5 protein-coding genes and 1 pseudogene are annotated in these 13,861 nt (G+C 57.8%); 3 read left to right on the forward strand and 3 right to left on the reverse strand.

The genetic code is table 11. From position 1 onward, the window contains the following. Nucleotides 1–2: 2 nt before the first annotated feature. Together CWS35_RS38940 and CWS35_RS11045 are read left to right on the forward strand one after the other, a co-directional pair. Nucleotides 3–227, forward strand: coding sequence for a hypothetical protein (locus CWS35_RS38940; RefSeq protein WP_168226305.1), 225 nt, complete (start codon nucleotides 3–5; stop codon nucleotides 225–227). An 80-nt stretch (nucleotides 228–307) separates the two neighbouring features. Then, entirely contained in the window at nucleotides 308–1,963 is a 1,656-nt protein-coding gene (locus CWS35_RS11045; protein ID WP_210202784.1) for a PQQ-binding-like beta-propeller repeat protein, read from the forward strand. A 378-nt stretch (nucleotides 1,964–2,341) separates the two neighbouring features. Here CWS35_RS11045 and CWS35_RS11050 read toward each other — a convergent pair whose 3' ends face one another. The 3 genes and pseudogenes from CWS35_RS11050 to CWS35_RS11065 all read right to left on the reverse strand — a co-directional run bounded on the left by CWS35_RS11050 (nucleotide 2,342) and on the right by CWS35_RS11065 (nucleotide 6,096). Next, complete coding sequence (locus tag CWS35_RS11050) at nucleotides 2,342–3,496, reverse strand: DUF2235 domain-containing protein (protein ID WP_100951916.1); 1,155 nt, start codon at nucleotides 3,494–3,496, stop codon at nucleotides 2,342–2,344. 435 nt (nucleotides 3,497–3,931) lie between these two features. Next, a pseudogene (locus CWS35_RS11055) lies at nucleotides 3,932–4,286 on the reverse strand (DNA polymerase IV); the annotation flags it as partial. 656 nt (nucleotides 4,287–4,942) lie between these two features. Beyond that, nucleotides 4,943–6,096, reverse strand: a protein-coding gene (locus tag CWS35_RS11065) for an IS3 family transposase (RefSeq protein ID WP_100956232.1) whose coding sequence is annotated in 2 segments (ribosomal slippage) — nucleotides 4,943–5,847 and nucleotides 5,847–6,096 — 1,155 coding nt in all. Because the reading frame shifts where the segments join, the coding sequence is not laid out codon by codon here. Between the two features lie 1,560 nt (nucleotides 6,097–7,656). Here CWS35_RS11065 and CWS35_RS11070 point away from each other — a divergent pair. Next, nucleotides 7,657–13,860: an S-layer family protein gene (locus CWS35_RS11070; RefSeq protein ID WP_100951917.1), complete on the forward strand. Its 6,204-nt coding sequence runs from the start codon at nucleotides 7,657–7,659 to the stop codon at nucleotides 13,858–13,860. The last annotated feature ends 1 nt before the right edge of the window (nucleotide 13,861 follow it).

Consider the following 13,861-nt stretch of genomic DNA (forward strand, 5'->3'; position numbering starts at 1 on the left):
TCATGACCGATAGCGCGGTCGCGCACCTTGCGGGGAGCATGGGAAAACCCGTCTGGCTGCTGCTCGGGCACGTTGCTCATTGGCTGTGGTTACTCGATCGAACAGATAGTCCCTGGTATCCGTCGATGCGGCTCTTTCGGCCGCGAGGAGAGGGAGATTGGGACCATGTATTCGATGCCGCATCGGCTGCATTGATGAATGTTGTTGAAAATCCCGTTCTTGGCTGAGAGCGCGATCGCTCGGTGCCAGATCCCGTGCTCCCCTGCTTTTTGTCACCCGCTGCTGATATTGGGTTGGATTTCCGCGAATGACCATGGCTGCCGCCAGCGAGAACCGTGATCTCAGGCTGAAGCTGGACGAGCTTCGTCAGAGCATTCGCGAACTCGGCATTCATCAGGGCGACGAGCTGATGATCAGCTCGAACGGCGGGACGCAGCGATGGCTGATTGATCTGCGGGCCGTCTTCCTTCGCCGTGACAATCTCTGGAGATTCGCCTTTCTGTTCTGGGCGATATACGGCAATCGCGGCCGTTTTCAGCTGGCGGCGATGGAGACAGCGGCTATCCCGCTATTGAGCACTCTGCTTCTGACGGCGCCTCCGCAGCATGCGGGCATCAACGGCGTCATTTTGAGGAAGGACCGCAAACCTACCGGGCTCGGTCGTTCCCTGGAAGGGAAGCTGACCACGGATCCCGTCATCCTGATCGATGATATTCTGAATTCTGCGACATCGGCCGAGAAGGCCCGCTCGATCGTCGCGGCCCATGGCGGACGGGTATCGGAAATGGCCGTCGTGATCGATTATCGATCGCGAAGAGGCCTTGCCTGGCGGGCTACCAACCATATCGACGTGCGAGCATTATTTTCCTTATCGGAGTTCGGCCTCTCGCTGGAAAATGATTCCCCTCCACCGCGGCAGCAATATCGTAAGCTTTGGCAAACGGACATCCCCGGCGGTTTCCCCTACCATGTCGTACCCAAGTCAGCGCCCGTACTCGTCGGTGACATGATCTTTAGGGGGGCGGACTCGGCGAAGTTGCACGCCTTCAGTGCCGGATCAGGTGATGTCCTGTGGGAGTTCCAGGCGACCGGCGCCACCAAGCCGGGAAACAAGGGAATCTGGTCGACCCCTGCTATCAACCAAGAGCGCGTCTACTTTGGTGCCTACAACGGCGTTGCCTATTGCCTTGATGCGGCGACAGGCCAACCGATATGGAGCCAGTCGCTCTGCGAATGGATTGGGGCTTCGCCGCTCGTGATACCAAAGCACGGGCTTGCGTATTTCGGGCTGGAGTTTGCAAGACCGTGGGCGCAAGGAGCGCTCTGTGCCCTGGATCTGGCCACCGGGGAAAAAGTATGGGAGCGGCTGGTTCAAAAGCTTCAACACGGATCGCCCGCTTATTGGGAAGGCGGTGATCTGATCATCTGGGGGAGCGCCGATCACGACATGTTGGCGCTGGAGCCAAGGAGCGGCAAGGTGGTCTGGAGCATGAAGACCGGACGGTCGGTGAAGTATGCACCGACAATCGATGAGGCTCGCGGGATTGCTGCGTTTGCCTCCTTTGACAAACACATCTACGTGCTTGATCTGAAATCGGGTCGCAAGCTCGGTGCCTGGGAGACTGGCGACATCTGTTACACCACCCCCCTGATTGTCGGTAGTCGGTTGTTTTGCGGATCCGGCGATCGGAAGTTGTACGTTATTGATCTGGACACGATGAAGGTTCTGAAGACGATCGAGTGCGGCGGGAGAGTGTATTCATCGCCGCAGCGGATCGGGAATCGGGTGATATTCGGGACGGCTGGCGGTCGGGTGTACGAGATTGATATTACGAGCTTGGAGGTTGCCGGCTTGTTGCAACTTCCCGACGCGATCACGAATGCTGTCGCTATCTCGGCGGATGAAAGCCGGATTTATGTTTCAACCGCTATGAATAGCATGCTCGCCTATGAGCGCTTGTAGTGCATGGTCGGCGCAGCGCGACTGTGCTTTCAATGTTTCGTAGAGGGCTGCAAGCGAACCATCCGTGCGGTTCGATTTCAAGTTCGGCATCGGTGCGGACCGATGATGTCTATGGGCCCGACATGCACTTAAATTCGTCATCGACCTCCGTAATCCGTTGAAATGGCAGAAAATACGAATTCCCTCCGAGCGCACAATAAGCCCACAATCTGTTCACGTCGTCAGGACGGACTCCAAGGTGGTCAGGACACCTCTGGCGCTTGGCGTAGAGCGGCAAGTTTCGCCGAGACCATTGCGCGAGCTCTGGAAGATTGCATGCAGATGGGTTTTCCCTCTGAGCGCATCGCTGACCCACAATCCGCTCACGTCCGGCTCGCTTCACTCGACAATTGGCAGACCGTTGAACGTGCTGCCGCTGAACAGGGGCGCCAGGTTTTCCGGTTTATAGGGCCCCATGCTGCAAATGCCTTTGGCGTCGTCCGAACAGATCTGCGCCGAGCGCGAGTAGCGGGTCAGAACGCTGCGGTGGACACCCTCGTTGATGGTGGTGGTCGGCTTGCCGTTCTCATCGAGCGCGCAATAAAGGCTTTCGTTGAACTTGACCGGGCATTTCTTCATTCCGACGTCGCGGATGGTCGGATGGTAACGGTCCAGAGCGAAGAGGCCGGAAGAGGAGTCATGTGAGGGCGCCGTTGGGTCGAGCATGGTGGCGTCGGGCAGGCAGGTCCAGTCTAAAGCGAGGCCAATTGCTTCGGCCTGCTTGGCCATCCAAACCAGCGGAATGTCGGCAAGGGTGCGTGTGTTGTAACCGCCGCCGACGTCGGAGTGCGCGCCGGCGAACCAGACCTGTTGAATCGCGGCACCTGCGGGGACCTCGCCGGTCCAGAACGTGGGCGTGAAGTCGTGCCGGTGCTCATCGATGGCGAGTGCATGCACGGCGTGCTTCACGAACGGCGACGGGGTCGTGTCGTGAAACGCGAACTTCTCCTTGTTGCTGGCCGCCAGAAGGCTGCCGGGAATGCCGAGGCTCCCAACTGTGTCCCAGACCCCGAGAAAGGTTATGCAGGGATCCTGATGCGACTGCACCCTGTCGTTCTTGTACAATTCGGTAAAGGCCGCGGGCGAGTGCGGCTTCGGGCTGCGATAGTATTTCCAGGCGTTGGGCAGGGCGCCCAGCGACTGGCGAAACAGAATACCGCAAGCGGTGATCAGGCCGGCAAGGCTGCGAGCGGTGAATGCACCGCGCGAGAATCCGAAAAGATAGATCTCGTCGCCGGGCAGATAGTTCTGCGCGATGAATTGATAGGCGGAGCGGATGTTGTCATCGACGCCGACGCCGGTGGCGCCTTCGATCCAACTCTCGAGCTTCAGGCCTGTCGTTCCTACGCCACGCAAATAGAGGACGATCTGCAACGTGCCGCCGGTCTGTTGGGAGCCGTGGATTGACCGCGCGAGAAGCGCGACGTTCGTGTCATCGGTCTGGGTGTCGTCCGAATTCCAGGTGCCATCACAGCAGACGATAATACGTTTCATCGTTGGATCTCATTGTCCTAGATTAGGAAGGTCGGCTTTCCGGCCAACGGCACCGCTTTGGTCGCCGGTCCCGAAGATGATGAAGAACGGGAGTCCGTTCCCGCCATGGCTGCACCGCAAATCAATGGGGCTAAACAAGACGCAGCGCAAATTGATGCTCAAGTATGGACGGTAACGTTAAGCCGTCTTTTCCGGGACTGCAAGGAAGATTGTAACTCGTTTCGGGTACAACCAACGCCTAAGTAACGCCTGGCCCGGGCTATCGCCCCCAGGACCCGCGAGCGCAGCCGAAGCTGGATGGTTCGGAGGTGCCGGTCCTCCAGCTCAATGCCTGCGTCGTCACGTCCGGGTCACTGTCGGGTCCAGCCATCACGGCGCGCATCCGAACACGAGACTGTTTCGGATGTCCTGGAAGTGCTGAGCTGGTTCGATTCGAACTCCGAAATCCAGCTGCGAGTCCGTATCGCTCTCGCTCTGCAGGGACGAGAGCGATACGCCGAGCAGGCGCACCGCCTTCGGCAAAGGCATGGCGTCCTCAAGCAGGCCGATCGCCAGCTGCGCGAGATCTTCGCGGTTCGCGATAGCCGTAGATACCGATCGGCTGCGCGTGATGATTTCGAAGTCGGCGAACTTCACTTTGAGCGTCATTGTTCGCCCTCGGTCCCAGTCGTCTCGCAGTGTCGCCAGACCTTGTCGATCAGGGCTGAAGCTCTGCGACCATTGCGGCGAGCTCTGTCAGGTCCGCAAAGAACGTATTCTCGGCGCCGACGGACTTGCGGATGCGATTGGCTATCGTCGTTTCGACAAAGCTGATCGCTCTCGGGCGCGTCTATCGCCCACAAGCGAATCCGTTTGCCGTGGATCTCGATTGTGTCGCCGTCGATCACGCCGGCGCGCCCCGCGATCTCTTCAGCGTTTGCCGGTTCGATAGCAAGTAGCGCGGCGGCGACGAGGAAAGTACGTACTGTATTCATGGGCCCCGAAACGGAGATATCAAGCGTAGTTGCGCCATTCCGCATCAAGCGGAATTTTCCGGCTCGCCGCCACTGGGTCTCTTTTGAACTCAAATCATCGGGCGCCTGTATTCCAGCTAGATCGATGCGGATTGTTCTAGCTGATCAGATCCGAGATTGCCGTAACGATAGCTGGAGTCCAAACGGCATAGCTCGAAGTTGTGAGGTGGACGTCATTTGGAAGTCTGGCTCCAGAGGGGACGTTAACCTCTAAGAAACGTACGCCTTCACTTTCGGCGGCCGCTCTAATTTCGGCGTTCTTTTCCGCGGCGCTCGCCCGAGGCGTCACGCCGATGGCTAGCAACATTGCGGACGTGCCCTTCAATTTTTGCAGTAGGGAGCGGTAGCGACTGCTGATCGTCCCCGCAGCGTTGTTCGTGCCAAGCTCCACGACGATGACAGATGAGCTGCTGCCGGTTTGATGGACACCCGCTTAAGCTAATCCCACCTTGCGCTCGAACTCAACCGGGCTGAGATAGCCGATGGTCGAGTGCCTGCGGGTCGTGTTGTAAAATCGTTCGATGTAGTCGAACACATCGGCGCGTGCCTCATCTCTGGTTCGATAAATCTTGTTGGCCGTACGCTCGGTCTTGAACGAGGAGAAGAAGCTCTCCATCGCCGCGTTGTCCCAGACGTTGCCGGAGCGGCTCATGCTGCAAACGATGCCTTGGTCGGCCATCAGGCGCTGGAACTGCTCGCTGGTGTACTGGCTGCCCTGGTCGGAGTGATGCAACAGCGCATCCGGCTTGCCGCGCCGCCAGACGGCCATCAACAATGCGTCCGTCACGAGCTGTGCCGTCATGGCGGCACTCATCGACCAGCCCACCACGCGGCGTGAGAACAGGTCGATCACCGCTGCGACATAGAGCCAGCCTTCGGCCGTCCAGAGATAGGTGAAGTCGGCGATCCACCTCTGGTTCGGCCGCTCGGCGGCGAACTGCCGGTCAAGGAGGTTCGCCGGTACGGTCTCGATCTGTCGATCGCCGCTGTCCTTCGGTAAGCGCCGACGTCGCGGCCGCGCCCGCAAGCCTTGCAGGCGCATCAGCCGCTCAATCCGGTGCAGGCCGCAATCCGCCCCGTCGGCGAGCAGGTCACGCCACACCCGGCGTGCGCCATAGGTGCGGTAGCTGGCGGCGAAGCTGGCCTTGACCTTGCCGCCGAGCTCCTCGTCGCTGCGAGATCTGGCGCTGGGAGAGCGGTTCAGCCAGGCATGGAAGCCCGACCGCGACACTCCCAGCGCATCGCATAGCCATGCCACCGGCCAGATCGCCCGGTGCTTCGCGACGAAGGCGAACTTCATGTCGCTTCCTTCGCGAAGTAGGCTGCGGCCTTTTTTAGGATATCCCGCTCGGCCTTCAGCTTGGCGACCTCACGGCGCAGCCGCTCGATCTCCTGCTGCTCCGGCTTCATCTGCCCGTGGCCGGGAAAGGCTTGCGCCGGGTTGGAGCCCAACTCCTTCACCCATTTGCGGAGAACATTCTCATGAACATCCAGGTCACGGCCAGCTTGCGCCACCGACACCCCACGTTCCCGCACCAGCTTGACCGCCTCGACCTTGAACTCGCGGCTGAACTTTCGTCTTTTCATCGCCACCTCCGGCTTCATGAAACACCTAATCTCGGTGTCCATCAAACCGGCCGCAGCTCAGTCGAAGGTGTGATGACCAAAATGAGTGATGCCCAGTAACCAACGTCCGTCGTCATCCTCCGCCATCGCCCAACTATCACTCATCGCACTGCGATTGCCTGTTCATGTTCAGGACGACGACGAGATGCCTTGTCTGGCGTCCGATGTTATCCGCAAGTCTGCCCTGTCGCTCGGCATCCCCCAATGGAAGGTGGCTGCCGGGTCCTCTATCTGAGGCAGCGTCTGGAAAATGCACGAGCCTGATGGTGCGGCTTCCAGACAACTACAAACTGTAAGGGCGGTCCTTCCAGTAGCATGCGAATTCACACTGGTTTAGGGAGGTACCGCGGGCGGCATCCAGTCGCTTCGAAATCTCGAGAGAGCAAAATGCTCTCGCTTGTGTGTCGAACCGCGAAGGTTGCTTCTCGCCCGTAAAGTCTCGGGTTGGGCCGATTCGATTTCGCGTGATGGTATAAATCAGAGGTTGAATTCCGTCGCGGACTAGTTCAGCATGAATCGCAGTTGGAATGCCCTTGGAAGTTGAAATGCCTTGCTGGCGGCTGTTGTGTGATATTCGTGCTCGACCGCTCGGCGGCACGAGGGCTGACAGCAAGTGGAAAAGCAGACCGTTTGGTCTCAAAGGATGCAGACCCAGTCTGCACAGTGAACGAGTCGATAGGACGACCAAGCGAATCCTCGACTTAAGAATATTCCTGCTGTGCGTCTGGACAATTTTAGCCGCGTTTTATCCACCTTCCGCTGATGCGAAGGACGAATTTCGCTTCGACCCAGGCAAATGCAAGCAGGCCGGGGTCAGCGATCTGTACATCGCGCTGGGAGACATTGTTGTCCACTTGCCGTGGTCGAGCAGAGCCAGCTACTTCCTCAATAGCATTCCGCCTGCAGAGCAGAGGATGCCGCCCGACGCCTCCGAGCAATCTGGATGCGAGAGCAATCCACTACAGGTCTGGATGTTCGGTTCCCTCAGCGGAGTGCTCTGGAGGGGGGCCGAAGCGGAGCCAGGAGTGGCAGTGACGTTGTACTGGAATTGGCGTCCACAGTCGAACGCGGACGATGACAAATCGGAATGGCGCGGGAAGATCTAGGACTTCATGCTCTTCGCGGTGTCTGCGCTAAAGCGACGACCATCGAAGTTCTGCCGAATGGATTGAAGGCTTGTCGAATCAAGCCGAGTAATCCTCCCGAAGCCCGCGTTGAAGATTGGGCGGCCACGTTTAGCTCGGATCCCAGACAATACGCTACGCCTTTGGGGCGTCCGTTCGTCGTTGATTGTGGCCCGGGAATTTTCAGTACGCGCATAGGCGACTGTGAAGTGAATTACGCGGCCACCCCCGCTTTGGGCATCTCCTATAAATTCAATCCTTATCATGGCGCTAAACCGCTCTCGATCGATGCGGTCATTGGCTTTGACAGGAATCTACGACAGCGCCTCGGTGAGGCGACTGTTCACGAATACAAGTGGCCGGGGCCGCTGCTAACCAGGCATGGGAGTGATCAGTAATGGCGACCTATTCGTATGGGAGCGGCTGGAATCAGTTGTTGACCGCGGACCAGCTTGTGGACCTGCAAGGTCTGCTCGATCAGCAAAGACTCCTGTATGCAGACAATAACTTTCGAGTGGGCTTGGGTTTGCCTCTCTATGCGACGTTGCTTAACGACATCAGCGATGTCACGAACGTGAATGGACATGATGTCTACACGCCTAAGGCGGGTGTGGATCCTGCGGTCTACAACTGGATCTTCAACGCAGTCAACATCAACAACCAGAATGGATTTGCGGCCGACTTTATCGCGACATATACCGTCGAAGAAAAGAGTTTACGAGATGGCGCCGCTGACGTTGGTGATTCGCCTGAAGAACTAGCGCAGAAAGCTTCGAACAATATTGCCTTTAACTTGATCGATGGCTTGGAGAAAAGTGGCGGTCAGCTTCCCAGCATCGAAGGCCTTGGCGTAATTGACGCCGGTGCCGCCGCGTCGGCGGTTTTTACTGATACGGATACACCGGACGGTGACTACGCTGGTTGGGCGGGTACGTTGCTCTTCCCGTACCTTGGTGTCAGCAGTTTTTACGACAACTGGCTGCTCAATACTGAACCGTTCAGCGGAACGCAACAGGGCGCTGCCGGCGCAATTCAGTCTGTGACGTACAAGCACGAAAGTGGCACCTACGATCTGATTTCAAGCATCGAAGCGGCGCAGAAGACGAGCCAAGACCTTTCTGATCCGCATGCGAGTAAGTTCAATTTGTTCGATGCGATCGAAGGGGTGCGGTCTCTCATTGGCGGTCCGCAGGGCGCCATCGTGAGCAATCAGGCGCCGCTCGCAAAGACCACGCAGTCGTTTTTTCAGACCTATTACGGATTGGCTCCCAAGAGCGAGTGGATTCCGTCGTCGGAGGATATGCTTTTCTCCCAAACGACCGGCGGTCAACTTTGGGGGGCGTTCCTTCGCATGGCTTTCGGCGGCCACCAAGGAATTCAGTACGTCGCTGGAACGGTCGCGCCGGACTCAGATTTGTCCGCCCCCGACGATGACCGTACGACGGTAATGACCGGTGGCTCCAACAATGACGTCATTTACGCGCCTCTCTCAGGTGACGCGCTGATCGATGGCGGAGGGGGCAATGACACGATCTATGGCGGCGGCGGCACCGACCTTATGTTTGGTGGAGACGGGAACAACACGCTCTATGCCGGGGATGGCGCCAAGCAGATCCTGGTGGGGGGAACAGGCGACACTGCAGCAGCTGCTGCCGTTGCCGGCAATTCGACACCAGACAGTCCTGCGGCCGGGAACAATACGTTCATTGTCAATCCGACTAACGCTGTCGTGGACCACCCTACTAATACGATCATGATCGGTGGCGCTGGAAACGATATCTTCAATTTTGGTGCGGGCGGACAGGATACGGCCGTCATCTGGGGGAACGGTGGGAACGACACCTTGAACGATCTCGGCGGCGCGACAATCTGGGTTGTAAACGCGCCTGATGCGTCGCTGCAGACGGTCGAGAATCTCGATCTTGACGCCTTTGCGAAGGGCGTCGAGAACTCATATTTCCCCGGCTACAACTTTCAGGAATACGCTGGGGAAGACATATTCATCATCAATCCAACGCCCAGCTTCACACTTACTTTGAACGGACACGCGGTTAGCAGCCTACTCCAAGGCTATTATTCCTGGCCGTCCGATCCTGCTTACAATCCAATCTACTACAACTTGGCCGATCCAAATAACTACGAAGACCTTGATCCGATCGGAAGCTCATCGGGCCAGTTCGGGCTGCCTTCGTCTGGTACCACGAGGCAGTTCTCTCTCGGTGACTATCAATCGAATTCATCCGATCTCGGCGACAACGTACGAGTTTGGGCCACTCAGCCGACGAACAATCTTGCAGGTCGTATCGACCTGGCCTCTGTGGACGATGCCGGCCCTACGCCAACATCGGTGACAAATGTTGCGTTCGTTTCAGACGACTATGTGACCGATACTATTACGACTAACTTCTCCTTCACGCAGGCAACTGGCGCTTACGATACACTTCTCGGAACTGGGTTTCGAGAATTTCTGGAAATAGATGGAGCCAACGATACCATCGTTTCGATGAATAGTCGCAACACGCTCAGCGCAAGCGGCAGTCACGATCTGCTCGAGGCCGGCACATCTCACAACGAACTGACCGCCCATGGAGCGAACGAAACACTCAGCTCCAGCGGCAGCTTGAACCTCCTTACCGATGTTTCCGGACACAACACTCTTATCAGCACAGGAACCAACGATACGCTGATTGGCTCCGAGAATGGCACCACGCTGATCGGGAGCGGCACCAACGCAACAGCCTTGTACCAGACCTCAGGCACTACCGTCGATCTCCGTGCGGGAATCGCGGGAAGGCTTGGGACGGATTTCGCTACGGACGTTCTGATCGGCATAACCAACGTCGTCGCAGCCGCTGATGACATCATCATCGTTGGAAGCGATGATAACACCTACACCATCACAGCAGCCGGTTCGAACGATACGCTTATTGCCGGCGCAGCCCGTGGTGTGCTGATTGACACCGGCTCTTCAGACACGTTGGTCGGCAGCGGGACGGGAAGCACCCTTGATGCATCTCAAGGCAGTGGGTCGCTGGTCACTTACACCAAAAACAATGTTGTGGTCGATCTTTCGGCGAACACTGCTTACGTGAACGGAAGCTCGCTCAATGACGTACTCATCGGCGTTCATGCCGTCTCGGCATCAGGAACGAACGACACGTTGATTGGTGGCGGTGCGGATACGACGCTCATCGGAAACACGACAGGAAATACGCTGATCGGCGGTAGCGGCCAAGCCACTATCGAGTACACGATTGACAACGTTTACGTTGACCTTGCTGCCAACACGGCCTCGTCGTCGACCGGATTTGATACGCTTTCCGATGTCTCGGCTGCCACTGTTTCCGGAACAGCTGACACCATTGCCGCCGGCTCCGCCAGCTTTGTTCTCACGGCGGCAGGAGCCTCCGACGTGCTTATCGGTGGTTCGGGGGCCTCGACACTCCAGGCGACCGGGCAATTTGAGACATTGTTGGGTGGATCTGGCGGCAATTCACTAGTTTCTTCGGGGCAACACAATACTTTGGTCGCCCAAAGTACAAACAACACACTGATTACGTCGGGAACCAGCGACACACTCCTGGCTTCCGCCGGTGCGGATCACTTGGTGGCAGACGGCGCGACCCAAGCAACGCTCGTCGGAAACGTCGCCGGTAGTACCTTGCAGGCATTGAACGGGGCCGACGCTGTTGCCGCCTATGCGCTCGACAACGTGACCGTCAACTTGGAGACCGGTCTGGCGAGCATCGCGGGTACCGGAAGCTCTGACGTTCTGATCGGAATCAATGCAGCGGAGGCGCTTGGCGTCGGAGACACGCTGCAGGGGTCGACTGGAGTTTCCACACTCATCAGCAGCGGCGCTGGAAATACCCTTGTTGGCGGCGGAACAGGCACAATCGCTGAGTATGGCGGTAACGGCGTTACGGTAGATTTGTCGGCTCAAATCGCTCGGGTTAACGGCTCGTCGGCCTACGACACGCTCGTTGGCATCTCGAACGCAACTGTGACGGGACACGGCGATACGCTGATAGGCGGGACAGCGTCGCAGACATTGCAATCTAGCGGCTCCGAAAACACTCTCATTGCCGGCACCGCGGCCGTTTCGCTCGTTTCCAGTGGGACGAATGACACGCTGTTCGGCAATCTGGCTTCAAGCGTATTGCAAAGTGACTCTCAGGGCACTGTGGTCGCTTATTCAATCGACGGAGTGACGGTCGATCTCGACAACGGGACCGCCAGCGGTTCTTCGGGTACGGACACGCTATCAGGATTCGTTGGGGCCGCGGCCTTGGGAAGCGGCGATACATTGATTTCGCTCAGCGGCAACAACACGCTGTTCAGCAATGCCAACGGGAACACGCTGAGGACGTCGTCCAATACGGTCGAGGTACTCTATTCCGCGGACGACATGCTTATTGATCTCCCGGGTGGGACGGCGGGCGTTCAAGGATCTGGCCGGCACGATACCCTAATTGGTGTTCAGACCGTCGACCTGACTGGCGTCGATGGAACTATTGTCAGCAATGGAAGCGGAAATACGCTGATAAGTGCAAGCACCTCAAATACGCTGGAGTATTCCAACGACGACGTGTTGGTTGACCTTGCCGTGGGATCGGCCGCCGTCGCGGGCGACGCGCAGGCGGATCAGATTATTGGTCTGAATCATATCGTCCTTTCCGGTACGAATGACGTTGCCAGAGCGGGAACGTTCGCCGCAACACTCGTCGCGTCGGGGACCAGTGACACGCTTGAGGGGCAAGCCGCCGGCTCAACTCTAATTGCCTCTGGAGCGTCTTCTGGCGCACTGGCGCGGTATACGAAGAGCTTTATCACGATAGACCTCGCCGCCGGCAGAGCGACGAGCCGCACCGGCACCTATGACAGCCTAATCGGCATTAGTGCAGTCGATGCTGCCGGTCAGAATGAGATCGTTCATGGCGGCACATCAGCAGGTACCCTTTCATCCAGTGGCTCGTCGAACACGTTGACCGCGGGGACCAATCAAGACACGCTTCTCTCGACCGGCGCCAATAACACCCTGATCGCCGGCGCGACGACGGCGACGCTCATTTCGACGGGGACGGGCGACACGCTGGTCGGAAGCGGCGCTGGAAGCACGTTGATTGCATCCACGGGAATCGCGGCAATCGCCGAATACGATGTTGACCATGCGATCGTCGATCTCGGATCGGGATCAGCTTCCATTGCGGGATCCGGCGCTTCGGACACTCTGATTGGTCTGACGGCGGCCCTTGTCACTGGGTCTAATGATCAAGTGCAAGCAGCGGCGGCTGGTTCGGTCTTGGAGGCCTCTGGGGAGAGCGACACACTTGTCGGCTCAAGCGGCAAGGATACGCTGTCATCCTCTGGCAGCTATAACCTGCTGATCGGTGGCGCGGGGAACGATCTTGTCACATCATCCGGCCTCGGCGATACGTTGATAGCGAGCCAGGCGGGTGACACGTTGTCCTCGAGCGGCGTTGGAAACACGCTCATCGCTCAGTCCGGTGCGGATACTCTGGTCTCGACCGGTGGACTTGATATCTTGGTTGGCAATGGCCAAGGGAGCAAGCTTGTAGGTACGGGTAGCTTTCTTGGCGTCGCTACTTACTCCTCGGACAATACCGTTGTCGATTTGAGCCAAGGGACCGCGACGATCAGCGGCTCATCGCTCAGCGATACTTTGGTCGGATTTGAGGCTGCTTGGGTCAGCGGCTCAAACGATACGCTAGTTGGAAGCAACGGCGGGGACCAACTCACCGCTACCGGCTCGGATGATATCGTACTGGGCGGCGCGGGCAACGACACGCTGTTTATCAATAGTGGCAACAATACCTTCTACGGTGGCGATGGTCAGAATACGTTTACGGTAGAGAGTGCCGTCGTCAATGACGGTCTCGATCAACCCCAGAATCTGATTGCGGATTTTGATCCGAGCCGCGATGTCATCGACCTTTCTCACGTCAACGGGGTGAGCTCTCTGGCCGATCTCATCTTTGATACAGTTTCGTATGGAGGTGCTTCCTATCTCGAGATCGGCCTTGGCTCGGGTCAAGCGATCATGCTTGCGGGCGTGGCCGAGACACAACTTGGTAGTGCGAACTTTACCTTCAAGGACACGAACGCTTCCGATACGATCGTCGGCAATAGCGGAAACAACCTGCTCGTGGCTAACAGCGGCAATGATACGCTAGTCGGCGGCGGGGGATCCGACACATATCGAGTCGGCTCTTCCTTCGGGCAGGACGTCATCCAGAATAATGCTTCTGATGGTGTGATGGCCGCAATGGGTGAGGTCGATTTTGGTGCTGGGATAGCCGATCAAGATCTGTGGTTCCAACAGGTCGGAAATGATCTCCAGATCGACAAGCTCGGTACGCAGGACAGCGTTACTGTCTCCAACTGGTACGGTAACGATCGGGCACAAGTCCAGACGTTTGCTCTGGCGGACGGCATGAGGATCGATAGCCAAATTGCTCAACTCGTGTCGGCCATGGCAACGTACTCAGCTGCCAATCCCGGATTCGATCCTAGTTTGGCGACGTCGATGCCGACGGATGCCGCTCTAACAAGTGCGATAGGAAGCTCATGGCATACGTGAG

It is taken from the genome of Bradyrhizobium sp. SK17 (assembly GCF_002831585.1).
GTDB lineage: Bacteria > Pseudomonadota > Alphaproteobacteria > Rhizobiales > Xanthobacteraceae > Bradyrhizobium.